Below are 26,086 nucleotides of genomic sequence, written 5' to 3' on the forward strand. Positions count from 1 at the left end.
CGCCATCGCCAAAATGAAGTTCATTTCCCCCTACCCGCATTTGCCCGATTGAAGGACGACCCACGTGATGTCTCCCCCGACCTGCCAGCAGCCGACGTTTTTTGGCGTTTGGGCTGTACGTGCCGCATTCCTCCTGGCTGTCTTGGGCTGGGGTGTCGGGTTTTATGGCCCGCCCATTTACCTGGCTGAGGTGGCACAGCGAACCAACTGGCCGTTAAGTCTTGTTTCGTCTGCCGTAACCGTGCATTTTCTGGTCGGCGCGCTGGTGATTGCAAGCCTGCCGCGCCTTTATGCCCGGATTGGCTTACCTGCAGCCACGGCAGGCGGTGCCGTGCTCACCTCGGTCGGTGTCGTCGGCTGGGCAATGGTCCAGGAGCCATGGCAACTGTTTGCAGTAGCGCTATTGACGGGCGCAGGATGGGTAACCATGGGAGCGGTTGCGGTCAATACCATTGTTGCGGCCTGGTATCACAAGAACCGTCCAACGGCGTTGAGCAAGGCTTATAACGGAGCCAGCATTGGCGGGGTGATTTTCTCGCCGCTGTGGGTGGCATTGATCGGTCAACTGGGGTTCCTGGGCGCGGCGAGCGTGGTGGGCATGATCGTGGTTGTCACCGTGCTGCTGCTAGCCGGCCATGTGTTTACTAAAACCCCAAAGAGCATCGGGCAATCTCTTGATGGCGAGAAGCCGGACGCGGCTGAAGCCCCGCAGCTTCGAACAAATGCCAGGGCAGCCCTACCCGGCTACTCGCTTTGGCGTAACCGCGCCTTCATTACGCTGTCAGCGGGCATGGCAATCGGCCTGTTTGCCCAGATCGGTTTGCTGGCTCATCTTTTCAATATTTTTTCCCCCGCGGTAGGCGCCCAGCGGATGGGCTGGCTCTTGGGTCTTGGAACCGCCTGTGCCATTGCCGGGCGCTCAATTGCGGCGCAGGCGGTTCAGCGGTTTGGAAACCGGCGTGCCGTTGCCGCCGCTGGCTATTTCGTCCAGGCCATTGGATCAGCGACCTTGCTGTTATCTGGCGGGCACGACATATGGCTCATCACCCTTGGCATAGTGCTGTTTGGCTCGGGTATTGGCAATGCCACCTCTATCCCGCCGCTCGTTGCTCAAACAGATTTTTCCTCCGAAGATGTATCCAGAGTCGTCGCCCTGATCGTGGCAATTGGACAAGGCACTTACGCTTTCGCGCCGGCATTCTTCGGCCTGCTGCAGAGCCATGCCAGCGGAGAACCGGGTGCCGCGCAAGGCCTGTTCTTTGCCACAGCCATTGGCGTACAGCTCCTTGCCGCAACGGCATACCTGGCTTATCGCCAGCCTCGCAAGGGTGTCCATGCAACGGATGCGGGGTAATGGTTAAGCGCGCTCGCCTGCGGCAGTCAACATCCGCCCCTTAGCGCAGCCCCAGTAGCTCCTGTAGTTCAGGCAATGCCTGGTTGGCGGCCCGCTCGCCCTCTTCGATTGCTTGAGCAGCACGGTGGTAATCCATCAGCGCAAAATTGGCCAGGCGCGGCCGGATCAGTACATCGGCAGGCTCGCCGGCCAGGCGGCTGCGGGTAATGCGTACCTGCATGATGTTCAGGCTGATGCTCAGCACGTCGAATATGGACGGCATCACCGTCGAAGAGGCGGGTCCGCTTTTCAGGCGGCCCAGCCCCAGTGGCAATTTATCCAGAACGGTTGCCAGCGCGCTGGGGGGCTCAGGCGCTTCGGGCTCCTGGCCAAGGTCGAAGTGACGCCCAATAAGGTCCGAATTCAAATCCACCGCGATCACGATATCGGCGCCCATCGCGCGGCAAAGCGACACAGGCACGGGATTCACCAGCGCGCCGTCCACCACCAGGCGCCCATCGAGCTGCGACGGTTTGAATAGACCCGGCAACGCGGCGGAAGCGCGTACGGCATCGATCACAGAACCCTCGCGCAGCCATACTTCACGTCCGGTGACCAGTTCGGTAGCGACGGCGGCAAATGTTTTGGGCAATGAAGCGATGTCCCGGTCGCTGAAATGCGCGCGAAGAAAGCTAAAGAGCTTCTCGCCGTGGATAAGACCGCCATTGATCGTGAAGTCGAGCAGGCCCATGACGCTCTGCCACGTCAGGCCGCGCACCCAGCTTTCCAGGGGTTCAAGCTGATCATCGGCGTAAGCCGCCCCCACCAGGGCACCGATAGACGTGCCGCAGACGACATCGGGCACGATGCCCGCCTCTTCAAGCACACGGATAATACCGATATGCGACCAACCCCGTGCTGATCCACTACCCAGGGCAAGTCCGATCTTGGGCTTCGCAAGTCGCATGGCTGTTCTATTCGATGATCCGGAAAGGGTAGGCGATAACGGGTCAATTTAGCATGCCGCACCGCAGGCGCCGGATCGCATGTCTAGGATAAGCGCCCAGAACCCGCAACCGTGAGGAACCCAGGAGTCGCCAGAAGGCCTGCAAGCCGTGCCCACTGAATCATGGAGGCGTCCACCACTTCAGACTGCATAAGTACGTTCAACGTCCCCAAGCAATGATCTTGAACGACAATGGGTACATTGATGACCGATCTTAAGCCCAGAGCGTGGATCGTATGGTAATCGTCGAAGAATTGCCGAATAGCATCCACCCCCTGGCCCACGAACACGCGACGTTCGTGCAGCACATGACGTCCCCAGGCAGTGCCGGATTTTTCCTTGCTGTGGCCGACGGGATAAGAGGACGGGTTCGAGCTATACAGCCTTGTCAGCCGCTCATGTTCGGCCTCGTAGCGGTTTACGGTACACAACGTCTGTTTCAATTCCCTTCGCAAATAAACATCTACAGCAGAAAACAGGGCTTGCGCGTCGGATGACGCGCAAGCCTGCGCAACCTCGTCTATTCCAGCCAAGGGCGTACCGCCGACTTCAAGAATATCTGGCATCTTCCTGCCTTATTCGATACGTATGCCCAGGTCACGCACAAGCTTGTCGTACTTCTCGGCATCGCGGGCTAAATCCTGGGAAAATTGCTCAGGCGTGCTTTCCACAACCTGCACAGCCATGCTTTCCATCTTGCTGACCACCTCGGGATCCTTCAGCGCTTTATTGATCTCGGTATTCAAACGATCCACGATATCAGCAGGCAAGCCAGCCGGACCAAAAGCCCCATACCAGACGGTGAGCTCGTAACCTGGAACGGTCTCGTCGACGGTGGGTACATCGGGCAAGGTCGGAGCACGGTCCGCTTCCGTAACACCGAGCAGCTTGAGCTTGTTGTCTTTCACGAAGGGAAGCGACTGCGTGCCGGCGGTAAACAGGAGCTGGGTTCGATCGCCGACGGTATCCAGCACCGCCGGCGCGCCGCCGCGATACGGCACGTGCAGCATGGTAATGCCAGTAGCCTTTTCAAACAGCGCGGCGCTCAGGTGGTTGGTCGAGCCAGGCCCGGCTGAAGCGTAGGCAATCTCTCCGGGCCGCGTTTTTGCATAGGCAATAAACTCTGCAACGTTGTTTGCGGGCACGGATGGATTGATAACCATGGTGTTGGTCACCAGCGCCAGCTTGGCAATCGGCGTGAAATCCTTGACGCCATCGAAAGGCATCTTGGAATATAAGGCCTGATTCATGGTGTGCGTACTCATGGAACCGACCAGGAGCGTGTAGCCATCCGGCTTGGCCCTTGCGACCAGACTGGACCCCACATTGCCTGATGCGCCAGCGCGGTTCTCAACCACGAAAGGCTGGCCCAGGCTTTTGCCTAGATGCTCTGATATGACGCGTGCAAGAATGTCGGTGGAGCCCCCTGGCGCCCACGGCACGATGATCGTAACGGGTTTATCGGGCCAGGCGGCACCCGCCGCCGTGGAAAATGCAGCAAGGAGCACCAGGCTCCCGGCGCTCACAACTTTGCGTATATTGCATAGCATGTTTCGTCTCCTGATTAGGTTGATTTTCTGGTTCTGATCGTTAAGCGCATAACGCCTGGCAAACACGGGATGCGCTATTTATCAGCGTCCTACCGCATAACCTTGCATGCCACGCGGGTTGGCCGCCGCGCGCAGCAATAGACCGCCTCCTTCAGCAGACTCCCGCGTGCAGGCGCTGATTCTGCCCTCGGACCACGGGCCGCCGACAATGACCTCATGCCCCGCCTCGGCCAGCTTGGCCAACGTATCCGAGGGGAAGCGCGATTCAATGGCAAGGCGATTGACCTTCATGGCGCGTGGCCAGAATGAAGCGGGATAATGCTCCACATGCCAGGACGGTGCATCGATGGCCTGCTGCAAGTTCATACCCAATGCTGCATGCCGGATGAAGAAAGCCAATGTCCACTGATCCTGTTGATCGCCCCCGGGTGTGCCAAAGGCCATGTAAGGCTGTCCATCACGGAGCGCCATGCCGGGCGACAAGGTCGTATTCGGACGCGCACCCGCTTGCAAGCGGCCGGGCACCCCATCGTCCAGCCAAGTCATCTGCAAGCGTGTGTTGATGGAAAAGCCCAGATCCGGGATCACAGGACTCGAGGACAGCCACCCGCCGGACGGCGTGGCGGCCACCATGTTTCCGAATCGATCAATGACGTCAAGGTGGCAGGTATCGCCCACAAATATTTCCCGATCCAGCCAAGTGTCCACGGGAGGGAGCTCGGCAAAGGTCGGCTCGCCAATGCCGAAACGCCCATCGGCACCCGCCAGCACGCGACCGGCGACCTCCAGGTCAGGCAGTTGCGGCGCGCGGCCCTGTGGGTGGCCAGGATTCAATACCTTCGACGCTTGCGCAGCCAGCGCCTTTACGCGATCCCTCGCGTAGGCATCGGACAACAGCGTGTCCAGCGGCACATCAACATGAGCCGGATCGCCGTACCAGGCCAGCCGGTCAGCCATGGCCAACTTGGCGACCTCCGCAATGCAATGGACAAATGCAGCCGAATCCGCCGCATGTGTCGCAATATCAGTATGTTTCAGCATGGCAAGCTGCTGAAGAAACACCGGCCCCTGCGACCAAGGCCCGCACTTGGCTACGGCGTATCGGCCATAGTCCACCATGACAGGCTCTTCGTAACTCGCCTGCCAATCCGCCATATCGGATAGCCTGAGAAGACCATGATGGCGCTCGCCCGTGCAATCGCGCACCGCGACATGACGGTAGAAATTGTCTATGGACTCGGCCACGAAGCCGCGATACCACAGGGACAAGGCAGCATTGATGCGGGATGCGCGGTCAGTGCCCCGGTTTGCCGCCTCGGCCGCTATACGCGTATACGTTGCGGCCACAGCAGGATTGCGGAATAGCGCATCCGGTCTCGGCAAGCGGCCATCAGGCAACCAGACTTTTGCCGACGAGGTCCATTCATTGCGGAACATACTTTCGACCGCGACGATGGCCTGCACAACACGAGGCACCAAGGGGAAGCCATTATTGGCGTAATTGATGGCCGGGCGCAGCACATCGTCCAGTTCCCAGGTGCCGTAGTCCCTCAGCATGGTCAGCCAGCCACCAAAGGCGCCAGGCACCGTAGCGGGCAAAAGGCCTATGCCGGGCACCAGGTCCAGCCCCTGGCCGCGGAAGAATGACGGCGTCGCCAGGGCGGGCGCTGTGCCCTGCCCGCAAATAACACGCATGCGTTTTTCCGACTCGCTCCAGATCATGATGGGCGCTTCGCCACCGGGCCCATTCAGGTGGGGCTCGACAATCTGCAGCATGAATCCGCCGGCCACCGCTGCATCGAACGCATTGCCCCCTCGCTCCAGGACACCCATGGCGACCTGCGACGCCAACCAGTGCGTAGACGATACAACGCCGAACGTGCCCTGTATTTCAGGTCTTGTCGTGAATTCGGCCATAGCAGATCCCGTAGAGAGGAGATATGAAAAGTATATCGACTTAAAATTACCGCAAGCATCTTATTTATGATGAATACATAACCATTTGGTTATCAGATTACAGAGGGCGATATGACGGAAAAAAATGCAATCAGCCGCTCGGCGACGGAGCCCACCGACCGAGTCACTGCATCGCCGGCGACAGCGAGCGTCATTGCCAGAATGAAAATGCGTCACCTTGACATGCTCAAGAATATTGAGCGATATGGCTCGCTAACACGTGTGGCCCAGGAGACGGGAATCAGTCAACCCGCGGTCACGAAAACACTGGCTGAAATAGAGTCGCTATTCGGCGCCCCCCTGTTCACCCGTTCCGGGCGTGGCTTGATTCCTACAGACATGGGCAAGCTTGCCATGCTGAAATCCGGCCGTATGCTGCGCGAGCTGCATCACTGGGCTTCCGAAATGGAAGCGGTGCGCAAAGGCCACAGCGCCCGGCTGCTTATTGGTGCTGTTCCTTACGTGTCGGGCTCGTTGTTAACACAGGCGATCACACGACTATATGAGCGTCACAACATCATCATCGCGGTTCAGCAGGCCACTACCGATCACCTGCTGCAATCCTTGTGCGACCACGAGCTTGACTGTGTCCTGGGGCGCGCCTCCGCCATGGCCGGCAGGGAAAACTTGTGGCACGAAGTACTGTACGTGCAGCGCCCCGTGCTTATCGGCCACAACCATCTGCTTGAACGCCTGGGGGAACGGCCGCTCGACTGGCGCACACTGGCGACCATGAAGTGGATACTGCCATCGTTGGCGACGCCAGTGGGAGCCAAGATGGCTGAACTGTTCACCCAGGAGCAAGTACCCGTCCCTTTGCCCATCATTGAAACCTATTCCATTGACATCATGCACGGAGTGCTTAGCACGAACGAAAGCGTTGTTTCCGTGGTGCCGGAAGACATTGCCCTGGACATGGTGCGACGCGGCGGGGTAGGTATCCTGCCCTGGAAGATGGATTGGGAACTGCCACCGCTGAGCCTGATACGTCGTGTTCGCGATATGCCGGTGGACGCGGAAGATAAGTTCGCCGAGATACTGAAAGAACTATGCAATCAAGCATATTTCGCCACAAAATGAACGGTGCCCTGGCTGTTTCAACCTACCGGATCAGTGCCGGACCGAGCCGGACCTCGTGAATACTTGTTCAATACGTTTACCATCGGCCCGAACCTAGGGTAAACCCGTAGTAAAATGCTCCGCATGCAAACTAGAATCCCAGCAACGCCTTGGCCAGTCCGACGCGCCCAATGCATAGTCTTGACCGCTGCCGGCCGCGAAATGGTTGAAAAATGAAACTGAAAGGATCCCCCTTTGCCTGGGTGAGTTTTGCCATGATCGTTGGCGTGATGGGCACTGCGCTCATCAGCCCCTTGTATGCGCTCTACAAAGAGGCATGGCAGCTGCAGACGAGCGATATCTCGATCATCTACGTGGTTTACATGGGCGGCGCGCTGTTTGGCCTGCTGTTCCTGGGACGCTTGCCCGATCGCGTGGGTTTTCGTCCGATGATGCAATGCGGCTTGGCGCTGGCGCTGATTGGCACCGCCATCAGCCTGATCGCATGGAACATGGCCAGCCTGAATATTGGGCGCTTCATTGTGGGTGTGGCCTCGAGCATGCTGACCACAAGCTCTACCGTCGGTTTGTCCAAGCTGTCTCGCCGCGGCAATACGCAGCACGTGGCCATGATGACCGGCTTTTTGATGGCCTTTGGTTTCGGCCTGGGGCCACTGGTGGGCGGCGTCTTTGGGCAATGGGCGCCCGCTCCGTTGGTAAGCACCTATGTCCCGACCCTGCTTCTGGGCGCCTTGGGCCTGACGGCACTATGCCGCCTGAAGTTGCCCGACAGCGCCAAACCCAGCGCGGGCGATCGCTTGCGTTGGCGCGATGTCCTGCCGACACTGACCTGGCCCGAGTCCGGCACCTCCAGGGCTTTTGTGCTGACCTGCTGCCTGCCCTTCCTGGCATTCGGCGTCTTCGGCCTGTACGCGTCCATGGCCCCCTTGTTTCTGGACAAGCTGCTGCCTTGGCACGGCCCGGTGGTCAGCGGCACAGCCATTGCCTTGATTCTGTTTGCTTCGGCCGTCGTCCAGGTCATGGCCGCAAGAATGCCGACCCACTACTGCGGCGCCGCGGGGTTGATCAGCCTGGCGGCCAGCAATGCAATACTGATGGTGAACCTGCAGGCCGGCTCGGCCCTTTTGTTCGCGTTGGGCGTATTGCTGACTGCGCTGGGACACGGCATGGCCATGCTCGCCGGCATGAGCATGATCAATCGTCTTGCCACGTCCGGCAATCGCTCGGGATTGCTGGCCACCTATCTGGTGGTGGGCTACATCGGCAGCATGGTGCCCATGTTGGGCATAGGCTGGATCGCCGACCACTGGGGCATGGAGACGGCGGTCTACATCTTCTGCGCCCTGGTCATCGCGGCGGCGGTACCTGTCGCGGTGTTTTTCCAGCGCCACCCGCACATGCGCCCACTGGCAGCTCAACACGCTGCGGGAAGTTGAAGCGTTCAGCCGTGCGCCGGCTTATGCCCGGTCTTGCCCATCATCTTGATCAGTCCGGCCAGGCGCCGAACCGCCGCCTCGATCTGCGCATTGCTGAAGCCGCCCAAGCCCAGGAGCAGCCCTGGTCGGCCACGGCCTTCCGAATACATGGGCGATACGGCGCGCACAACAACCCCCGCTTCCATCGCATGCGACGCCAACAGGGTGTCGTCCATGCCGTGCGCCAGCCAAAGGACCAGGTGCATGCCCTGATCGCTGGGCTGCAGCCATCCAAGATCCTGGGGAATCCATCGGTTGAGCATGCCTATCAATTCGCTTCTCCGATCGGCGTACACACTCCGAATGCGCCGGATGTGCCGATCCAGATGCCCTTCGTTGATGAACGCGGAAAGCACATGCTGGTCGGCGGTCGGCGTGTGCCTGTCCATCAGTAAACGCGCGCCGCAGAAGGCGGGTACCAAAGCGTCGGGAACAATGGCATAGCCCAGGCGCAAGGATGGGAACAGGATTTTGCTGAAGGTGCCGAGGTAGACGACCTGATCCGGCGCAAACCCTTGCAGCGAAGGAAAAGGATAACCGGCGTAACGCAGTTCGCTGTCGTAGTCGTCCTCGATGATCCAGGCCTTGTTCTTTTGCGCCCACATCCCCAGCGCATCCCTGCGCCCCATGCTCATTACCATGCCTAGCGGGTATTGATGCGAAGGCGTGACAAACGCAGCACGCGCATCCTTTGCCAGCGCGATGCCGGCACGAACGTCGATGCCTTCCTCGTCGACAGGAACGCGCACCATGCGCTCTGGATGGCCCGTGCTTTCCAGGATTTTCGTAATGCCCCAATAAGCCGGGTCTTCGACCCATACCTTGTCCGTCGCCCCGAGCAGCACTTGGCAAGCGAGATACAAGCCTTGCTGGGTTCCCGTCGTGATGATGACTTGCTCGGCGCGGCACCGCACCGAGCGCGATCTTCGCACGTACTCGGCCACCGCTGCGCGCAGGGTGCCGACGCCTTGTGGATCATCATAGCCGGATGGCGCGCCGGGCCCTTTGGCCCGTATGCGATTGCCCAGCCGCCGCCATGTTTCATCGGGGGCCGTGGGCCCGACGGGAACGGAAACGGCAAAGGGTATCGGCGGATGCGCTTTGAATTGCTCGGCGACCTTGGCAAAGGCGGCTGCAGACGCCGGAAGTGAAGCCGGCGCGGTGTTGGCCGCCTGTCTTTGCGAATCGCTACCGCCAGGCGGCTGCGATCGCGACAGCGCTGAAGCCACCCGCGTACCCGCCCTGGCTTGCGAGTCGAGGAATCCCTCGGCGATCAGTTGCTCGTATGCTTCCAGGACGGTGCCGCGCGCGATGCCGAGCGAGCTGGCCAGTTGCCGGCTCGAAGGAAGCAAATCGCCGGGCTTCAAGCTGCCCGCGCGTATCGCCTCGCGCAGCGACTGTGTTAATTGACGGCTAAGATGCCCTTGAGTACGGTCGAATCCGCCAAGAGGCGGCAATTCCACGGCTTGAGGGCGTCTGGACATACGATTCTGGTATAGAAGATTTTGTCAATTGTGGCCCTTCATAGTAATCCAGAAAATAGAAATAATCCAAATTGGATGACCGTCCAGAACCAGGAAATTCGATATGTACGTACCCACCCATTTTAATGAGCCTCGCACCGAGGCGCTGCATGACTTGATCAAACAGCATCCTTTTGGAATGCTGGTCACCCATGGCGCGAGCGGACTGGATGCCAACCATATTCCGTTTGAACTGGATCCCAAGCCAGGCCAGATGGGCATGCTGACCGCCCATGTGGCGCGCGCCAATCCGTTGTGGCAAGACGTCGCCGACGGCGATGAGGTCCTGGTGGTTTTTCGGGCCGCCGATGCCTATGTTTCGCCCAATTGGTATCCCTCCAAGCACCAGTTCCACAAGCAGGTGCCTACCTGGAACTACAGGGTGGTCCACGCTTATGGGCGCATTGCCATCCGTGACGACGAACGCTTCGTGCGCGGCATGGTTGCCCGTTTGACCCGTACCCATGAAGCCTCTCAGCCGGCTCCCTGGAAAATGACCGACAGCCCCAAGGATTTCATTGACGGCATGCTCAAGGCGATTGTCGGCCTGGAGATCGACATCACACGCCTTGTGGGCAAGTTGAAGCTGGGCCAGAACAAGGAAGCCGGCGACATACGCGGCGCAGGCGAAGCACTCAAGGCTCAAGGCAACCATGCACTTGGCGACGCCATGCTGGCCTGTGCCCGCGCCAAGCCGGAAAGGGACCAATAGGCGGTTTCTGCCGTAGCGCTAACCGTCCAACCGCCGTGTTCCCCACCGGCCCCATCCGCTCAGAACTGGATGCGCGCCACGCTTTCCTTGCTGCCCTTGGGATCGTCGGACCCATTCTTGACGCTGGCGTAGACTGCGCCGGTCTTGGGGTCCAGGCTCAGGCTGTTGGGATGGGCGGGCAGCGCCATCGAATGCAGCAGTGCGTAACGGCTGCTGTCGTACACCGTCACGGTGCCTGAGCCGCGATTGGTAACGTACAAGCGGTCGCGCTGTTCATCCAGCAGCAAGGCAACCGGCCCTTCTCCGGTGGGAATGCTGTGCAGCACGCTGCCATCCGCCGGATCGATGACTACCACCTGGTTGCCGTTGCCCCGGTTCTGATAGTCCAGGCCGCCCAGTTTCTTGCGCATGCCGTCGATGCGGTCCATGCCCTGGTCGATGGCCAGTACGCGATTGCGCTTGCTGTCCAGCGCCAGGTTCAGCAATTGGTCGCCTTGTACTTCCGCCTTGTCGCGGATGGCCAGCGTGCGTGTATCGACGGTGTAGAGCTGCCCTTGCAGATTCGACACATACAGGGCGTTGCGCCGGGCGTCCAGCGTGATGCCGGTGGCGACGAAGCCAAAGCCCGGGATCACGGTTTCCAGCGCCAGCTTGCGGGTATCCACCACGTACAGGGCACTGTCCTTGAACCACAGTCCGGGTGCGTAAAGACGGTGATTGGCCTTGTCGATCACCATTTCGCGGAAGTTGTGCGGGTAGCGCTCCTGCACCTTGCCGTCGGGGCCAGTGCCGCTGATTTTTTCAGCCAGTTGCACCACGCCAATCACCTGATTCGCCGCCGTGTCAATCACAGTGATCGCGGCATCCGACGTGTTGCCCACATAAAGACGATCGGCCTCGTCATCCAGCACGACGCCAAACCCCTTGCGTTCCAGCTTGATTTCGGCCTGGACCGCCAGCGTGTCGGGATTCAGGCGCAGTATCCGGGGCGCATCGGCCCCTTCCCCGAAGCCGCCCGAGGCGGCAACGAAGACCGCATTCTGACGCGGCGAATAGGCCACCTCATACAGTCCCTGGCCCAGCGCCTGGCGGCTGACCTGGGGTTGCGCGGCCTGTTGCGCAAGGGTGGCGCCCGTCGCACTGTGCCGGGTACCCGAGGGTGTACCGCAAGCGGCAAGTGCCGCCGCAACAATGGCCATGGCGGACCAACGCAAGAAGTTGTGTTTCATATTCATTCCTAAAGGACTCATGACAACAAAGAACAGGTGTTAATACTCCAGCGAAGCGGAAAGCAGAAAGGTCCGGGGCGCGCCCGTGCCGCTGGCCAGTGAACCGGCCCAATAGGCTTTATTGGTCAGGTTCTGGACAGTCGCCCGCAGCGTGAGCGGATGATCCGCAATCGAGGTCATATACCGGGCGCCCAGATCGAATACGGTGCGGCCCGGCACCGACAAGGAATTGTCTGCATTGATGTATTGCTTGGACATCGACACCATATTGCCCGTCAGTGTCAGGCCCTGCACGGCCGGCACATCCCACTCCGCGCCCAGTTTGGCCTGCCACGCGGGTACGGCAGTAGCCAGCTTGCCTTGGTCGACGCCGCCCGCCGTCTTGGTCAGCTTGGCCTGCGTATAGGCAATGCCGCCCATCAACCGCAGGCCTTTGGCCGCTTCGCCATAGAAGCTCAGCTCGACGCCGCGGTTGCGCTGCTCGCCGCCGAATGAGTACACGTTGCTGACCGGATCGGTGTAGGCATTGGGGCGCGCTATCTGAAAGGCGCTCAACACCCCTGCAAAGCGGCCGAAATCCATTTTCAGGCCGATCTCCCGCTGCTTGGTCTTGTACGGGGGAAAGACCTCGCCAGCATTTTCCGCCGTTGCGGGCGCCGTCGCCCCTTGACTCAGTCCTTCTATGTAGTTGCCATAAATCGACAGGCTGTCATTTGCCTTGACCAGCAGGGCCACCGCGGGGGTCGTGGCGCCGGCATCATAGCGGGCGGTACGATCGCCGCTGGCGGCGTCGAAGGTGTCGCTGACCACGGTTTGCCGGCGCACGCCCAGCGTCAGCTGCACACGATCCTCTGCAAAGGAAAGTGTATCGGCCACGCCATAGCTGTTGCTGCGCACGGCGCCGGTCTTGGGCAGGGGCTCGCTGCTGAAGCCGGCGCCCACCGTCGGGCCCCAGGCCGGATCGTAAATATTGGTCACCCAGTCCTCGGCCATCATATTGCGCAAGAAGCCGAATTGATTCGTGTGCTTGTAGTAGGTGGCCGTCACTGCCAGCTCGTGTCCGACGCTCCCTGTGCGAAAACGGGATCGCAGGCCAATCTCGGCCGAGTCCCTGTCGAAGATGGAGCGCTGGTGCGCAAAATTGTTCCGGTAGTCTCCCGCGTCGTTGAAAATGGTATAGGTGCTGCTGGCCAGCGAGTCGAAATCCGTCTTGCTCTTTCCCCAGGCGGCATAGGCAGTGATGTCCCGAGTGATATCCACCTCGCCACGCAGAATCACCGCCCTGTCCTTAGTGTTGGAGAATGTCCAGTCCGGCGCAAGCAATACGTCAGGATCGGGGGGACGCGGCACGTCGATGCCGGGCGCAAGCGAAACCCCGCGATTCAGCCCATCCACATGATCTTCATTGGTATACATGTCGGCCGACAGCCTGACGCGATCCGAGCGCCAGTCCAATCCAAGGGAAGCCAGCTTGGACGACTGGGTCTGGTTATCGACGGGGCTATCGCCATCCCGGTACACGCCATTGAAGCGAATGCCGAACTGATTGTCATCGCCGAAGCGCCGCCCCACATCTACGTGCGTGCCGAACTGCGCATCCGACATATAAGTGCCCGTTACCCTGGCCAGGGGCTCTTCGCCCGCGTGCTTGGGCACAATATTGATGCTGCCGCCCACCGAACCGCCGGGCGGCATGCCGTTCAGCAGCGCCGAAGGCCCTTTCAGCACTTCTATGCGCTCCGCCAGTTCAGGCGTGACGCGATAATAAGGAATAAGCCCGTATAGGCCTCCAAACGCCACATCCCCGCCCGAAATGCTGAAGCCGCGAATGCTGAAATTATCCGAAATCATCCCTGTTGCGCCGTTCTTGTAAACGGACGGATCGGTCAGCGAAATGACACGCCCCAGATCCTGGGCCTGGATATCCTGGATGAACGCATCGGTATAACTGATCGTGTTGAACGGCGTCTCCATCACATCTTTGGTGCCCAGCAATCCTACGCGGCCGCCGGTGGCCACCTGGCCACCCGCATAGGCCGGCGGCAAGTCGCCCCGGCCGCCCACGACCTTCACGGCGCCCAGCTGAGTCGTGCTCAACAGCCTTGAAAGCGTCACATTCCTGCCCTCGCGCCGGTACTCGACAGAGGTCCCCTCAAGCAATCGCTTCAAAGCCTCTTCAGGCGTCATGCGCCCCTGAACCCGTGGAGCCTGCACGCCGGCGACGGTGTCGGGCGTGTAAAAGAACTGCAGCGAGGTTTGCCGGCCCAACTGGATCAAGGAATCATCCAGTGATTGCGCAGGCAAGTTGATCTGCGTTGCGGCCTCTTGCGCCAGCGCCTGCACAGGGTAGCCCGCGCTCAATACAGTAAAAACGGCCAAAGCGGTCAAGTTCAGGCATAGTGCCGAGCGCATTGCCCACCGTCTGGTGGTCTTGCGTGAAATACGGGTGCTCACGGTTTGATTCGTCCTTGAAAGTCTGCGGTGACAGTGTCCGGTCCTTTGAGTCCAGAGGCCGACATCATTGATTTGAGACGAGTGGCGCTCATCCCCTCACCATAAAGACGCTTGAAGGCATGAGCCTCCTGAACGAATCCTCAAATAAGAATCAATATTATTTGTAACAATGAAAGGAAGGGCAAGACGGCAACCACCCGGGGCGGTCGCTAGCGCGGCAGGATTTCGATCACGCCCGAACGCTCGCGCATGGCTACTGGCACGATCTGCGGCAACGAATCAACGAACGAGGCCGGGTCATCTATGCTGAAAACGCCCGACACCCGCAGGCGGCCAGTCGAGACGTCCGCAAGGGTGAGCCGCTTCTGCGCATAGCGATTGACTTCCTGAATGGCATCCGCCAACAGGGTGCCGCGGAACACGACCTTACCTTCACGCCAAGCCAGCATGCGGTCCATGTCCACATCGCTTTGTACCTTGATGTCCCCCGCCGCGGTAGAGCGGGCGGTATTTCCCGGGCCGAGCGCAACGGTCGTCCGGCGCCACCAGGGGCCGGTGTCGACCTCGACGCTTCCTTCGAGCACGCCTACGCCAAAAGCATGATCGTGCATGCGGCGCACGTTGAAGCGCGTTCCCGTTACGCGCACCATGCCCGAATCGACATCGACGGTAAAAGGCGTCCCGTCTTCTTCCACCTGGAAAAACGCCTCTCCTTTTGCAAGCAGCACACTGCGCTTATTTTTGAAGAAACGTACCGCCGCCACCGTATCCGTATTCAGCGTCAGCATAGAATCATCCGGCAAGACGACTTGCCGACGCTCGCCATGCGCCGTCTTGAACTCTGCCTGGTAGCTCGGGGCTTCCCGCCATCCGGCCGGATCGGCGACCAGAAGCACCAAGGCCAGGCTACAGGCCACGGCCAGGCCAACTGCCCATACCGGTCTTCCGAACCCAAGCCGGTCCCGCCAAGTCCCTGCGGGGCGAGCGCGGCCCAGCTCGCTCACCTGGCTTTTTGGCAAAGCATCGGCAAGCGCCCAGATATCAAGCACCCGCTGATACTGCCGCGCATTGTCGGGATCAGACTGCCGCCAGCGTTCAAACGCCGCCCGCTCTTGCTCGGTGACCTCATCGGACTGCAAGCGTGTATGCCAGTAGGCAGCCAGGTCGCGCGGGTCAGTCAATGTCGCAGGATCTATTCGGTCAGTCATGGTGATGTTCCGGCGTCACGTGCAGGGGCTCGAACACATCGCAGCCTTTCATTGAATATGACGCTGCAGACAGGCCCGCTCCTGAACGATCAACATCCATTTTCTTGTAACTTATCTTGTAAATGACGGGTCGTACGCATCATGTAACGCTCCACCATGTTGCGGCTCACGCCCATCCGTTGGGCGATCTCGCCATTGGACAAACTCTCGACCTGACGCAACCTGAAGGCTATCTGGCATGCATCGGGCAGCTCGGCCAAGGCCTGGAGCACGATCCGGGCCAGTTGGTCGGCCTCATACATCGTCTGGGCGCTGGCTTCCACAGGGTGCATGTCATCCGGCAGCTCATCCAGGCCTTGCGTTTTCCGCAGCGATTCGGCGCGGTGGATACTGATCGAGCGATTGAAAACCGCGCGTCGAAAGTAATTGCCCTCGTCCCGAATCGCCGTGCTGTCCGCCTCAAGCATCGCAAGCGCCGTGTCCTGCACGGCATCTTCGGCATCCTGGCGGGATGCCGTGCGCTGCGCCCACGCCCCGATCAACTCGCTGTAATGAGCGAGCCAGCCTTTCTTGGGCGCAGGCGGATGGAACATGGCAACAGAAAGCGGAAGTGAAACAACCCCGCAATATTAACAATGATTCTCATTCAATGCTTATGGTGAACAGAGCGGGCACGAGGCAGCGCGGCTCAATCCGGGTCAACGTCATTGCCGCCCCGGTTCAGGATGATTCGAATGTCCCAGGAGCCGGCGCGGCTTTCCCCGGACGGCTTCTGTGCGGCCGTTCCTTGATCAGATCCGCTTCCAGCATCTGGCCGGCTCGGCGCATGACACGGTCCAGCATGGAGCTTAATGCCTGAAGCTCTTCTGCATCCAGGTCCTGGAAAATCACGTCATTCAATGATGCAACGATGGGCATTATTTGCCGATACAGGCCAGCGCCTTGCTGCGTCACGGATATATGCACCGTTCTCGCATCGGCGGGGTCGCGGCTGCGCAGCAGCAACCCTTTACCGCATAAGGAACCCAGTGCCCGCGATGTGCGCGGCGCATCCAGGGCCGCCGCTTGGGCCAGTTGGGTGGAGGTCAGGCTATCGTGCTGGACCGCGATCGCCAGCAGGCGCCATTCACGGCGGGTGATATTAAAGCGCCCTTCGCACAAACGCGTAAAAATGGGATTCCCCGCCGACCAGGCACGATACAGCTTGAACATCATCATGTCTCCCAGCGTCGGCAGCGGGTCGGTCAAGGCGGCCAAGTCCGCCGGCTTGCGCGTGAAGCCAGTCGTTTTGTTGCCCATGGATCGGAACTTTCCCTGACAGTCTGATACTTGATTAGAACAATTAATGCCCAGCTTGGTAAGCTGCCACTCAATATTAAGACAAATCAAGTCGAGGAGACCAACCATGATCAAGAGCGCATTTCGGGCCGCCCTGCTGCCGTGCATCCTGTTCGCCGCCTGTGCCGCTGGCGCCGCGCAGGGCGATGCCCCCAAACTGTCCGGCCCCGTGACCATCGTCGTCGGCTATGCGCCGGGCGGCGCCACCGATCGCGCGGCGCGCATCGTCGCCACCGGCCTGCAGGCCAAGCTGGGCGTGCCGGTCGTTGTAGAGAACAAGACGGGCGCTGGCGGCCGTATCGCTGCACAGCAGGTCAAGAATGCCGGCCCCGACGAAAACATATTGCTGCTTGGCAATCCGGCAGTGATGGTGGTGGCGCCACTGGTTTTCGAGAGCCTGGCCTACGATGCGGAAAAAGACTTCCAACCCGTCTCCATGGTGACCGAGTATGGCTTCGGTGTCGCCGTTTCGGCAGACAATCCAAGCAAAGACATGCAAGAACTGGTGGAATGGGCCAAGTCCAATCCGGCTGAATTCAATATCGGGGTTCCCGCAACGGGCAGCCTGCCGCACTTCTTTGGCTTGATGCTTTCCGACCAGATCGGCGCCGAAGGCCAGATCATCGGCTATCGGGGCTCAGCGCCCGTCATCACCGACCTGATCGGTGGCGCCGTCCCGCTGGCCATCGACACGCTGGATGTCTTGACGCGCCAGCATCAGGGGAAGCGCATCCGCATTCTGGCAACGTCCGGACAAGAGCGCGAAGCGGCGCTGCCGGATGTCCCCACATTCAAACAAGCGGGCATCGACCTGCAGGCAGCGGGCTGGAACACATTCTTCGCCTCTTCCGCCATGCCCAAGGACAAAGCCGCCATGCTGGGTGAAGTCATCAAGTCGGTAACGGCCGATCCTGAAATACGCAAAACGCTTCAGGAAAACGACCTGATTCCGGTGTCCGCCAATGCCCAGGAAACAGGCAAGATGGTGGACGCATTCCGCGCGCAATGGGCGCCGGTCGTCAAGGCATCCGGCTTTGTCGTCACTAAATAAATCGTAGACCTGCGCCAGGCAAAGCCGATGAGCTCACCCAAGAATGTCCTTTTCATCATGGCGGACCAACTGCGCGCCGATCATCTGGCGTGCTATGGCCACCCGTTCATCCGCACGCCAAATATCGATGCGCTTGCCAAACGGGGCGTACGGTTCGACCGCGCCTTTGTCAATTCCGGCGTATGCGGCCCATCACGCATGAGCTACTACACGGGCCGCTACCCCTCCACGCATGGGGCCACCTGGAATCGCGTGCCGCTGTCTGTGGGCGAAGTCACGCTGGGCGAGTACCTGCGCGCAAGCGGCCGCAAGCTGGTTCTGGCCGGCAAGACCCATATCATGGTCGACCACGCCGGCCTGGAACGGCTTGCGCTGGACGGCGGCAGCGAGCTGGGCCGCTTGCTAAGCAGCGGCGGCTTCGAAGAGATCGACCGCTACGATGGCCATCATGAACCCGGCGACGAAAGCGGCTACCCTGCTTACCTGCGCCGCCACGGCTATGTGTCGGACGACCCCTGGACGGATTTCGTCATTTCCGCGCAAGGCCCCGATGGCAAGCCTGTCAGCGGCTGGCATATGCGCAACGCGCGATACCCATCCCTGGTGCGTGAAGCGCACTCTGAAACGGCCTACATGACGGACCAGGCGCTGCAATTCATGCAGCAACAGGGCGACCAGCCCTGGGTCATGCACCTGAGCTACGTCAAGCCGCATTGGCCCTACATTGCGCCCGACCCCTACCACGCCATGTACAGCCCCGACCAATGCCTGCCTGTTGTACGCAGCGAAGCCGAACGGCACCATGCGCATCCCGTGCTGGACGCCTATCGCCAGCACGAAGAAAGCATCAGCTTTTCCACGGATGAATGCATCCGCACGGTACGGCCCGCCTATCAGGGCCTCATCACCCAGCTCGATGATCACCTGGGCCGGCTTTTCGATTACATGGACCGCAGCGGGCTGATCGACAATACCCTGATCATCTTCACCGCCGACCATGGCGATTTCCTGGGGGATCACTGGCTGGGCGAAAAAGAGCTTTTCTACGACACCGTGCAGCGCGTGCCAATGATCGTGGTGGATCCGTCCGCCAAGGCGGACGCCACCCGCGGCAGTGTCGAGCCACGCATGGTGGAATCCGTGGACGTGCTGCCCACCATCCTGGACTGGCTGGGCCTGCCCCTGCCCAAGCATCGCCTGGAAGGGCGCAGCTTGCTGCCCATCTTGCATGAGCAGCCGGTCGAATGGCGCGATTGTGTCTTCTCGGAACTGGACTACAGCTATCGGCTCTCGCGGTTGCTGGTGGATAAAACGCCGCAGAACGCCCGCGCCTGGTCCGTGCGCACCGACCGGTGGCGCTATGTGTACTGGATGGACGAGCCCGAGCAGCTTTACGATTTGCACGCCGACCCCGACCAATTCCATGACCTGGGCCAGGACCCCGCCTATGCCTCGGCTCGGGCAGAATGCCGCGACCGCCTGCTTACCTGGTTCAGCGGCCTGAAACGGCGCACGACAGTCAGCGACGAGGCGGTTGAGAAAGGGACTAACGCATACAAGAAAGCGGGGGTGTTTTTTGGGCAGTGGTGAGCCTGCGGGCCAAGATACAGGAAAAATGCTGTGCCTTGTATTATTGGCGCCCGCAAAGGGGCAAGCCCGCAGCATCAAGCTCGGCAAACAAGATCGTGCCGTGCGTTGAGTCCGTCACAAACAACGTACGCTTGTCCTGGCCTCCAAATGCCAGGTTCGTGGTCGACGCGCCAGTTGGTCCATGTAGAATCCGCTCGGGTTCGGCGCGCGTATTCAACACCCAAACGTAGCCCAGTCCCGGATTGGCCACCAGCAAGCGGCCGTTCACGTCCACAGCCAATCCATCCGGACCGCTTGGTCCGTAAGACGTAAAGAACCGGCTGACTTTGGACACGCTCCCATCGGCTAAAAGCGGTACGCGCCAGACGCAGTTTCCGCGAGTAACGGCTAAATACAGCACTTTGTTGTCCGGAGAAAGCGCCACACCGTTAGGGCTGGGAACATTGCTCAGCAGCAAGTCCAGTTGACCATTGGCGCGTAGCCGATAGAGGCGTCCGGTTGGGTCATGCAGGCCGCTTTGCCCCTGATCCGTAAAATATAAGTTTCCTTCGGCATCGAAAACCAGATCATTGACCCCTTTGAACCGCTCGCTATTACGGCGCTCAAGAAAGGGTGACACCTTGCCGTTCGCAAGATTCAATTGCATCAGGCCGTTCTTGTAGTCCGTGATCAGCAGTGTGCTTTCATTCAGGAACTTCATCCCGTTTGGTTCACCATCGTACTCGGCGACAAGCGTCCAGACGCCATTTGGATCAATACGGAAAATGCGGCCCCACGGAATGTCTGTGACGTAAAGGTTTCCCTTTTGATCAAAAACAGGACCTTCCAGAAAAGAGTCCACCATAGCGCCAGCACGATTCGCGTCAGCCCATGCACTGGGCTCCATGCGCCTGAAAGCAGCGGGCATGGAGGAAAAGAGCGCTAGCTCTTGGAACGTTGGGGGATGCCGAAGATACATCAATATTTCCTGGTTCAGACAAAAAAACAAAGCCGGCTTTGCATCAATCAATAGCAGACATCAACGTCAAAGCGGAAACCCGTAAAGCCTGGCCGGGTTGTCCACCAGCACGCGCTGCGCCATATCCTGCGTTGCACACCAACCGTATAGCAGATCAACAAGATGAGCATCATTGACGCTGTCGGGGTGCTGCGTGGTGTGCGGCCAATCGCTGCCCCACACCAATCGCTCTGGCGCATGCCGCACAAGAGCGCGGCCCAAGCTCAACGTGTCGGCATAGTTTGGTTCGCCTGACGCTGAACGCATATAAGCGCCTGACAGCTTCACCCAAGCATTGCCTTGGTCCAGCAATCGGCGCATGACCGTATAGGCCTCCCCTTGTCCCGCCTCGGCGGGATCGAGACGCCCCATATGATCAATCACCAGCGGCACGGGAAGGCGGGACAGCACAGGCGCAAGCGCGACAAGCTGTTCTGGATGCACGAATATCTGTATATGCCACCCAAACCCGGCCGCTTTATCTGCCAGGGCCGTGAGCAGTCCTGCGGTGGTTTCACCCCAGGACTGCCGCGTCACGAAGTTAACCCGCAGGCCGCAAACGCCATGGACGGCCAATTGGCCCAGCTCAGACTGGGTGGCATTGGCGTCGACCACGGCGACGCCTCTGGCATCCTCACCCAATTGCATTAACGCATCAATGGTGCAGGCATTGTCAGTGCCATAAGTTGATGGCGTCACGACCACAGCTCGTGTGGTGCCAAGCCTTGCCTGCAATCTTCGATACGCATCAACCCGGGCCACTGGCGGCGTGCGCCCCCAATGGGCTGATACAGAGAATTGCGGATCGAATATATGCATGTGACTGTCGCATGCGTTCGCAGGCAATGCCTGCTTTGGCTTGTTGGTGCCAAGCGAATGAGGAGCAGCCGCTGTCGCGGTCGCAAATCTAGATAGTTCGTTCATATATTGTCGAAACACGCAGGGGATTTTTCTGGCAAGAGCCTGGCGACAAAGCTAAAGAGCACTATTCAGACTGTAGTCCCAGATCATGAGCAAGCTCCGTCGTTGCTTGAATCTCCTGAGCCAATTGCTTAGTAAATGCGTCTGCACACGTATTTTGAGGACTCAAGCCAAGTACTTGCAATTTTGTTGCCATGTCTGGCTCCTTTGAAAATCTTGTTGCGGCATCCTGAAGCTTTACCAAGACCTCCTTAGGCGTACCTGCGGGTGCGAGCAAGCCATACCAGGCATCCGCAACGAAACGCCCTCCGCCCGCTTCTTCAAAAGTCGGCACATCAGGCAAGAGCGGAGAACGGGTTGCAGCAGCCACCGCCAGCGCTTTCAATTTGCCAGTTTGTATCTGCGGCATGACAGACCCCAGCGTTGCCAAAGAGCTGTCCACCTGTCCGCCCATGACATCTGACATGGCCTGTGCCGCCCCTTTATAGGGAATATGGTTCATGGATGCATTCATTGAGCGCAAAAGCTGCACGCTGGCGAAGTGCCCCGAACTACCTACTCCCGGAGTCGCGTAGGTACGCTCCCCCGGCTTGGCTTGGATGAGCTGCAGAAAGTCGCCCAAGTCTTTGGCGGGCATAGAGGGGCCGACAACCAGCACATAGGGGCTAGCGGCGATCGTGCAAATGGGCGCAAAAGACTTGAGGGCATCAAAATTCACCTTTGCCTTATACAAGGCGGGAATCATTGCATGGTTTGTAGCGCCAAAAAGCAGGGTGTATCCATCGGGCTTGGCACCCGCCACTTCTGTCGCGGCAATGATGGTATTGGCGCCCGGCTTGTTCTCGACAATAAAAGGCTGTTGAAGATATTGCCCTGCCTGATCTGCAAATGCACGCGCAACAATATCAGTAGGGCCTCCCGCTGAAAATCCGACAATCAGCTTCACAGGGCGATTTGGATAATCGGCCGACGCAAGGGCAGGCATCGCGGCCATCGCAACCAGTGCGCCTGTCATGAGCATTCTGTTCATTGCTTTATCTCCTCGAAACTTGGGCTCGGTTTTCCAGAACCGCCAGCAGATTCTTTGCAGCCGCCACGCCCATTTTCACGTACGCAGCGCGTGTAACGCCTCCGACATGAGGACTGAGGATGATGTTCTGCTCTCCCTGGAAGTCATGGCCGGCCGCCATGGGCTCAACAGAGAAGCTGTCAAGCCCTGCCGCCATAACGCGACCTGAACGCACCGCCGAAAGCAAGGCTGCTTCGTCAATCAAGCCCCCGCGAGCCGTATTGATCACGATGACGCCGCGCCTGCACCGGGTCAGTGTTTCCGCATTGATCAAATGGCGATTTTCGTCAGTAAGCGGGCAATGCAGTGATATCACATCTGACTCATGAAAAAGTTCTTCCAGACTCACCTGCTTGACATGATCCGGGAAATTGCGGGCATACGGATCGAAAGCGATGACGCGCATATTTACCGCCCGGGCTATTTCCGCAACACGTACGCCAATCTCGCCCAGGCCAACCAGCCCGAGTGTCCTGCCGTTCAGCTCCAGGCTCTTGTGTGTCGCCTTGTCCCAGTGTCCGGCGTGCATGCGTGCATTGAGCTCAACCACCGATTTGGCGCAGGCGAGCAACAGGGCGAACGTTTGCTCCGCGACAGCCGCTGCGTTCGCCCCTACTGCAGCCACGACCCTTATATTGCGAGCCTCGGCGGCCATCTTGTCGATCGTATCGGTTCCACTGCCATGCTTGGAAATAACGCGCAAAGACGGGGCTGCGTCCATTGCCTGCGCACCCACCTTGCTGTAGCGGACAATAATGGCAATCGGGTTATGGATACGGCATAGCTCGACGATGTCCTGCTCGGCCGGGGCCTTGCCCGCATAGACGATTTCGTAGTCGCTGAGCAATGCCAACGCTTCTGGCGCCAGATCCGCAGCCGTCACCAGAATAGCGGGTTTGTTTGTCCGATTGGCTACCGGTGAACTCACAGCGCTTCTCCGTCTTTGAGCACACCGGCAGCGCGCAGTGCGTCGGCCAACCACTTCGGTTTGGTGTCGCCGGTTTTGATGGCCGCTATGCGCCCGGCCTCGTCTTTGACTTTTTTGTCGGCTGCAGCCAATAGGCTGTCGATTTTCTGACGCTCAACAACGACGACGCCGTCGTTATCGCCGGTGATGAAATCACCCGGATGAACGGTGACCCCCCCTACCGTCACAGGGTGGCCTATACGGCCACCAATGTTTTTGGTTGGGCCGTTCGGGTTGGTTCCCGCAGCGAACACAGGGTAATCCATCTCGATGATTTCCAGGCTGTCGCGCGCGGCCCCGTCAATGACGATGCCGGCAATGCCCAATTGCCGGCAAGCCGTCATCATGATTGTGCCCATCAACGCCGAGGTCAAATCGCCTTTTCCATCAATCACAAGCACATCGCCGGGCTTGGCGATTGCCATTGCCGCATGAATCATCAGATTGTCGCCAGGGCGCACCTCTACGGTAAGTGCGGACCCGGCAAGCTTCATTCCAGAATGCAAAGGCCGTATGCGCCCATGCAGCGCCCCTCGCCTACCCGCCACATCGGCCAGAATGGCTGGCTGAAATGCGGCTGCCCGACGAACGGTATCGGCCGGCAGGCGGGGGAAGTCCTTGATTATTTCAGGTATGGTCATAATATGGTCCTTCTAATGGCTTGTAGAGTTTGAGTTTGAGTTTCAGCAGCTTGGATCAGCGCATCAACGCTGGATGCCCGCTTCGCGAATGAGCTTTCCCCATTTCGAGAAATCGGCTCGGCGCCGCTCATCAAGCGCTTGGGGCGTGCCACCGACTAAAGTGATGCCCAGCTTGTCCGCAAGCGCCGTGAGATCAGGCGTCTGGAGTGCTTTCTCAATGGCGCCGTTCAAGCGTTGAATCGTCGAAGACGGCGTAGAGGCAGGCACAAAAACGGCTTGCCACTGCTCCACAACGAAATCATTGAAGCCAAGCTCAGCCATTGTTGGAACATTGGGCAAGGCCGGCAGGCGCTGTGCTGACGTGACCGCAAGGGGACGCAGTGTTCCGCTTTGTATGTGAGGCAGCGCTGCGGCGGCTGGCGCAAACATGAATTGCACCTGCTCTCCCAGAGTGTCCTGCAGGGCTGGCGTATCCCCCTTGTAGGGGACATGGATGAAGCGGGCTCCCGTCTGCTGCTGCAGAAGCTCGCCCTGCATATGCAGTACTGTGCCTGTGCCCCCAGAGGCGAATGCAAGATGATCCGGACTCGCCTTGGCCTCGTCCACCAACGCCTTGACAGACTGATACGGCTGCTTTGCGCCCACAACCAGAATATGGGGAATCGTGCCTACTGTAATGACCGGGGCGAAATCCTCGACTGGATCATAAGGCAGGCTACCCATGATGTGCGGCGCTATCGCCTGAGGCCCAATTGACGTTCCAAGTACTGTCAGGCCATCGGGGGCAGACCGCGCCACACGTGCCGCGCCAATAGTGCCCGTTGCCCCTGGGCGATTTTCAACAACCACCGTCGTGCCGAGCGACGCGTCTACCTGACGAGCAATGGCGCGCCCCAGGACATCAGTACTGCCCCCAGGAGGGTACGGCACGACCCAGGTCATTGTCTTCCCATCGGGCCACGCCTCTTCTGCGCGAATCCCCCATGCAGCAAGGGCGGCCACGGTACCGATCAGGATCCGGCGCCGGGCAAGACTCTGCAGGTATGAATGTGTGCTCATCATGTTTCCTTCAAAAAAATATAGTCGTGCTTGTCATCAAAGCCATAAAGCATGGCGGGGTTGATAACGAGGATTCTTTCCAGCATTCGCGCGTCACCAGCCCATCCGGCCAGTCGATCAATCTGGTGTGCGTCATCCGGCATGGGCTGACGTCCTGCTGATGCGGTCGCGTGGGGCCAATCCGACCCCCAAATAACACGCTCGAGCGCGGCATCAATGAAGCTGACTGCGAGGCTGTCAAGGTTTGGATCATTGACGTCGCCGGTGTCACTAAGCAGGTAGCCGCCCGACAGCTTGACCCATGCCCGCTCCTCGCATAGAAGTTGAAGCATCAATCTGTGCGCGGGATGGCGACACGCGTCATGCGGACGCAAACGGCCCATGTGATCAAAGACAATCTGGTTAGGAAGTTTCCTAAGCAGTCCGGCAATGGCCGCCAACTGATCGGGCGACATCAGAAGCTGTACATGCCACCCAAGTTCTGCCACCCGCCGCGCCAATGGCTCCAAGTCATCAATCGTGCCCGCAACCCCAAGGGATAGGTTCAGACGAATTCCACGCACGCCTGCATCGTGAAGCTTTTGCAATGCCTGGTCGCTTTCCGACCCATCAATGACGGCAACGCCGCGCGCGCTATCCCCCATTTGCGCCAGGGCGGCCAACATGCATCGGTTGTCGCTTCCGTATGTAGAGGGCGTCACCAAAATGGCTCTGCTTATACCCAAGCGGCGCTGAAGCCCCCGATACTGCGCGACCGAAGCATCGGGCGGGCACAGCGTTGCATTGCGCGCTGACGGAAATCTGGCGTCATAGACGTGGATATGACAGTCGCATGCACCATCCGGAATCCTTGCCCTCGGCCTGGCCGTTCCTGCGGAATAGGCGACGACGTCCCGCGTAGGTTCCGTATGGCAGTGGGCTGACATT

At 59.5% G+C, this 26,086-nt stretch carries 23 protein-coding genes; 6 read left to right on the forward strand and 17 right to left on the reverse strand.

What is annotated here, in order from left to right:
- Window positions 1-67: 67 nt before the first annotated feature.
- Window positions 68-1,354, forward strand: a complete 1,287-nt coding sequence (locus RE432_RS03095; RefSeq protein WP_310933009.1) for an MFS transporter — start codon at window positions 68-70, stop codon at window positions 1,352-1,354.
- A gap of 40 nt (window positions 1,355-1,394) precedes the next feature.
- Here the strand turns inward: RE432_RS03095 and rssA are convergent, their stop codons facing one another.
- The 4 genes from rssA to RE432_RS03115 form a co-directional block, all read right to left on the reverse strand.
- Window positions 1,395-2,300, reverse strand: a complete 906-nt coding sequence (gene rssA / locus RE432_RS03100) for a patatin-like phospholipase RssA (protein WP_310931749.1) — start codon at window positions 2,298-2,300, stop codon at window positions 1,395-1,397.
- A gap of 83 nt (window positions 2,301-2,383) precedes the next feature.
- A complete protein-coding gene (locus tag RE432_RS03105) occupies window positions 2,384-2,905 on the reverse strand; it encodes a GAF domain-containing protein (RefSeq protein WP_310931750.1) in 522 nt (173 codons plus the stop codon).
- Window positions 2,906-2,914: 9 nt separating this feature from the next.
- Complete coding sequence (locus RE432_RS03110; protein WP_310931751.1) at window positions 2,915-3,889, reverse strand: tripartite tricarboxylate transporter substrate binding protein; 975 nt, start codon at window positions 3,887-3,889, stop codon at window positions 2,915-2,917.
- A gap of 81 nt (window positions 3,890-3,970) precedes the next feature.
- The gene (locus RE432_RS03115; protein ID WP_310931752.1) at window positions 3,971-5,806 is read right to left on the reverse strand and encodes a gamma-glutamyltransferase family protein; all 1,836 of its coding nucleotides are present in this window, start codon (window positions 5,804-5,806) and stop codon (window positions 3,971-3,973) included.
- Window positions 5,807-5,917: 111 nt separating this feature from the next.
- Here RE432_RS03115 and RE432_RS03120 point away from each other — a divergent pair, with 111 nt between their 5' ends.
- Complete coding sequence (locus tag RE432_RS03120; RefSeq protein ID WP_310931753.1) at window positions 5,918-6,925, forward strand: LysR substrate-binding domain-containing protein; 1,008 nt, start codon at window positions 5,918-5,920, stop codon at window positions 6,923-6,925.
- 212 nt (window positions 6,926-7,137) lie between these two features.
- A complete protein-coding gene (locus tag RE432_RS03125; protein WP_310931754.1) occupies window positions 7,138-8,361 on the forward strand; it encodes an MFS transporter in 1,224 nt (407 codons plus the stop codon).
- A gap of 5 nt (window positions 8,362-8,366) precedes the next feature.
- Here the strand turns inward: RE432_RS03125 and RE432_RS03130 are convergent, their stop codons facing one another.
- Window positions 8,367-9,884 (reverse strand): PLP-dependent aminotransferase family protein, encoded by a 1,518-nt coding sequence (locus tag RE432_RS03130; RefSeq protein WP_310931755.1) that lies wholly within the window; start codon window positions 9,882-9,884, stop codon window positions 8,367-8,369.
- 103 nt (window positions 9,885-9,987) lie between these two features.
- Here RE432_RS03130 and RE432_RS03135 point away from each other — a divergent pair, with 103 nt between their 5' ends.
- Window positions 9,988-10,635 carry an FMN-binding negative transcriptional regulator gene (locus RE432_RS03135; RefSeq protein ID WP_310931756.1) on the forward strand — a complete coding sequence of 216 codons (648 nt, stop codon included), beginning with the start codon at window positions 9,988-9,990 and terminating at the stop codon, window positions 10,633-10,635.
- 59 nt (window positions 10,636-10,694) lie between these two features.
- On the opposite strand, the gene RE432_RS03140 is transcribed toward RE432_RS03135, so the two are convergent.
- The 5 genes from RE432_RS03140 to RE432_RS03160 all read right to left on the reverse strand — a co-directional run bounded on the left by RE432_RS03140 (window position 10,695) and on the right by RE432_RS03160 (window position 16,825).
- Window positions 10,695-11,864, reverse strand: a complete 1,170-nt coding sequence (locus tag RE432_RS03140; protein WP_310931757.1) for a YncE family protein — start codon at window positions 11,862-11,864, stop codon at window positions 10,695-10,697.
- A gap of 39 nt (window positions 11,865-11,903) precedes the next feature.
- Complete coding sequence (locus RE432_RS03145) at window positions 11,904-14,318, reverse strand: TonB-dependent receptor (protein WP_310931758.1); 2,415 nt, start codon at window positions 14,316-14,318, stop codon at window positions 11,904-11,906.
- Between the two features lie 209 nt (window positions 14,319-14,527).
- The gene (locus tag RE432_RS03150) at window positions 14,528-15,526 is read right to left on the reverse strand and encodes a FecR family protein (protein WP_310931759.1); all 999 of its coding nucleotides are present in this window, start codon (window positions 15,524-15,526) and stop codon (window positions 14,528-14,530) included.
- 89 nt (window positions 15,527-15,615) lie between these two features.
- A complete protein-coding gene (locus RE432_RS03155) occupies window positions 15,616-16,119 on the reverse strand; it encodes a sigma-70 family RNA polymerase sigma factor (RefSeq protein ID WP_310931760.1) in 504 nt (167 codons plus the stop codon).
- 127 nt (window positions 16,120-16,246) lie between these two features.
- Window positions 16,247-16,825 (reverse strand): MarR family winged helix-turn-helix transcriptional regulator, encoded by a 579-nt coding sequence (locus tag RE432_RS03160; RefSeq protein WP_310931761.1) that lies wholly within the window; start codon window positions 16,823-16,825, stop codon window positions 16,247-16,249.
- A gap of 106 nt (window positions 16,826-16,931) precedes the next feature.
- Between RE432_RS03160 and RE432_RS03165 the strand changes: the two genes are divergently transcribed.
- Entirely contained in the window at window positions 16,932-17,915 is a 984-nt protein-coding gene (locus tag RE432_RS03165; protein WP_310931762.1) for a tripartite tricarboxylate transporter substrate-binding protein, read from the forward strand.
- 27 nt (window positions 17,916-17,942) lie between these two features.
- Window positions 17,943-19,505: a sulfatase-like hydrolase/transferase gene (locus tag RE432_RS03170; RefSeq protein ID WP_310931763.1), complete on the forward strand. Its 1,563-nt coding sequence runs from the start codon at window positions 17,943-17,945 to the stop codon at window positions 19,503-19,505.
- A gap of 40 nt (window positions 19,506-19,545) precedes the next feature.
- Here the strand turns inward: RE432_RS03170 and RE432_RS03175 are convergent, their stop codons facing one another.
- The 7 genes from RE432_RS03175 to RE432_RS03205 form a co-directional block, all read right to left on the reverse strand.
- Window positions 19,546-20,463, reverse strand: a complete 918-nt coding sequence (locus RE432_RS03175) for an SMP-30/gluconolactonase/LRE family protein (RefSeq protein WP_310933010.1) — start codon at window positions 20,461-20,463, stop codon at window positions 19,546-19,548.
- A 66-nt stretch (window positions 20,464-20,529) separates the two neighbouring features.
- Window positions 20,530-21,426 carry an amidohydrolase family protein gene (locus RE432_RS03180; protein ID WP_310931764.1) on the reverse strand — a complete coding sequence of 299 codons (897 nt, stop codon included), beginning with the start codon at window positions 21,424-21,426 and terminating at the stop codon, window positions 20,530-20,532.
- A gap of 61 nt (window positions 21,427-21,487) precedes the next feature.
- Window positions 21,488-22,453 carry a tripartite tricarboxylate transporter substrate-binding protein gene (locus RE432_RS03185; RefSeq protein WP_310931765.1) on the reverse strand — a complete coding sequence of 322 codons (966 nt, stop codon included), beginning with the start codon at window positions 22,451-22,453 and terminating at the stop codon, window positions 21,488-21,490.
- Between the two features lie 4 nt (window positions 22,454-22,457).
- Window positions 22,458-23,381 carry a hydroxyacid dehydrogenase gene (locus tag RE432_RS03190; protein WP_310933011.1) on the reverse strand — a complete coding sequence of 308 codons (924 nt, stop codon included), beginning with the start codon at window positions 23,379-23,381 and terminating at the stop codon, window positions 22,458-22,460.
- A 35-nt stretch (window positions 23,382-23,416) separates the two neighbouring features.
- Entirely contained in the window at window positions 23,417-24,100 is a 684-nt protein-coding gene (locus RE432_RS03195; RefSeq protein WP_310931766.1) for an RraA family protein, read from the reverse strand.
- Window positions 24,101-24,163: 63 nt separating this feature from the next.
- Complete coding sequence (locus RE432_RS03200) at window positions 24,164-25,159, reverse strand: Bug family tripartite tricarboxylate transporter substrate binding protein (protein ID WP_409079835.1); 996 nt, start codon at window positions 25,157-25,159, stop codon at window positions 24,164-24,166.
- Window positions 25,159-26,085, reverse strand: coding sequence for an amidohydrolase family protein (locus tag RE432_RS03205; RefSeq protein WP_310931768.1), 927 nt, complete (start codon window positions 26,083-26,085; stop codon window positions 25,159-25,161). Before RE432_RS03205 ends, RE432_RS03200 begins: the two co-directional genes overlap by 1 nt.
- Between the last annotated feature and the right edge of the window lies 1 nt (window position 26,086).

This window comes from Pusillimonas sp. SM2304 (assembly GCF_031628915.1).
Lineage (GTDB): Bacteria > Pseudomonadota > Gammaproteobacteria > Burkholderiales > Burkholderiaceae_B > Pusillimonas_C.

Bases quoted from the DNA above. Each gene is read 5' to 3' on its own strand.
- RE432_RS03095 (WP_310933009.1), top strand. From the start codon at position 68: ATGTCTCCCCCGACCTGCCAGCAGCCGACGTTTTTTGGCGTTTGGGCT.
- rssA (WP_310931749.1), bottom strand. From the start codon at position 2,300: ATGCGACTTGCGAAGCCCAAGATCGGACTTGCCCTGGGTAGTGGATCA.
- RE432_RS03105 (WP_310931750.1), bottom strand. From the start codon at position 2,905: ATGCCAGATATTCTTGAAGTCGGCGGTACGCCCTTGGCTGGAATAGAC.
- RE432_RS03110 (WP_310931751.1), bottom strand. From the start codon at position 3,889: ATGCTATGCAATATACGCAAAGTTGTGAGCGCCGGGAGCCTGGTGCTC.
- RE432_RS03115 (WP_310931752.1), bottom strand. From the start codon at position 5,806: ATGGCCGAATTCACGACAAGACCTGAAATACAGGGCACGTTCGGCGTT.
- RE432_RS03120 (WP_310931753.1), top strand. From the start codon at position 5,918: ATGACGGAAAAAAATGCAATCAGCCGCTCGGCGACGGAGCCCACCGAC.
- RE432_RS03125 (WP_310931754.1), top strand. From the start codon at position 7,138: ATGAAACTGAAAGGATCCCCCTTTGCCTGGGTGAGTTTTGCCATGATC.
- RE432_RS03130 (WP_310931755.1), bottom strand. From the start codon at position 9,884: ATGTCCAGACGCCCTCAAGCCGTGGAATTGCCGCCTCTTGGCGGATTC.
- RE432_RS03135 (WP_310931756.1), top strand. From the start codon at position 9,988: ATGTACGTACCCACCCATTTTAATGAGCCTCGCACCGAGGCGCTGCAT.
- RE432_RS03140 (WP_310931757.1), bottom strand. From the start codon at position 11,864: ATGAAACACAACTTCTTGCGTTGGTCCGCCATGGCCATTGTTGCGGCG.
- RE432_RS03150 (WP_310931759.1), bottom strand. From the start codon at position 15,526: ATGACTGACCGAATAGATCCTGCGACATTGACTGACCCGCGCGACCTG.
- RE432_RS03155 (WP_310931760.1), bottom strand. From the start codon at position 16,119: ATGTTCCATCCGCCTGCGCCCAAGAAAGGCTGGCTCGCTCATTACAGC.
- RE432_RS03160 (WP_310931761.1), bottom strand. From the start codon at position 16,825: ATGGGCAACAAAACGACTGGCTTCACGCGCAAGCCGGCGGACTTGGCC.
- RE432_RS03165 (WP_310931762.1), top strand. From the start codon at position 16,932: ATGATCAAGAGCGCATTTCGGGCCGCCCTGCTGCCGTGCATCCTGTTC.
- RE432_RS03170 (WP_310931763.1), top strand. From the start codon at position 17,943: ATGAGCTCACCCAAGAATGTCCTTTTCATCATGGCGGACCAACTGCGC.
- RE432_RS03175 (WP_310933010.1), bottom strand. From the start codon at position 20,463: ATGTATCTTCGGCATCCCCCAACGTTCCAAGAGCTAGCGCTCTTTTCC.
- RE432_RS03180 (WP_310931764.1), bottom strand. From the start codon at position 21,426: ATGAACGAACTATCTAGATTTGCGACCGCGACAGCGGCTGCTCCTCAT.
- RE432_RS03185 (WP_310931765.1), bottom strand. From the start codon at position 22,453: ATGAACAGAATGCTCATGACAGGCGCACTGGTTGCGATGGCCGCGATG.
- RE432_RS03195 (WP_310931766.1), bottom strand. From the start codon at position 24,100: ATGACCATACCTGAAATAATCAAGGACTTCCCCCGCCTGCCGGCCGAT.
- RE432_RS03200 (WP_409079835.1), bottom strand. From the start codon at position 25,159: ATGAGCACACATTCATACCTGCAGAGTCTTGCCCGGCGCCGGATCCTG.
- RE432_RS03205 (WP_310931768.1), bottom strand. From the start codon at position 26,085: ATGTCAGCCCACTGCCATACGGAACCTACGCGGGACGTCGTCGCCTAT.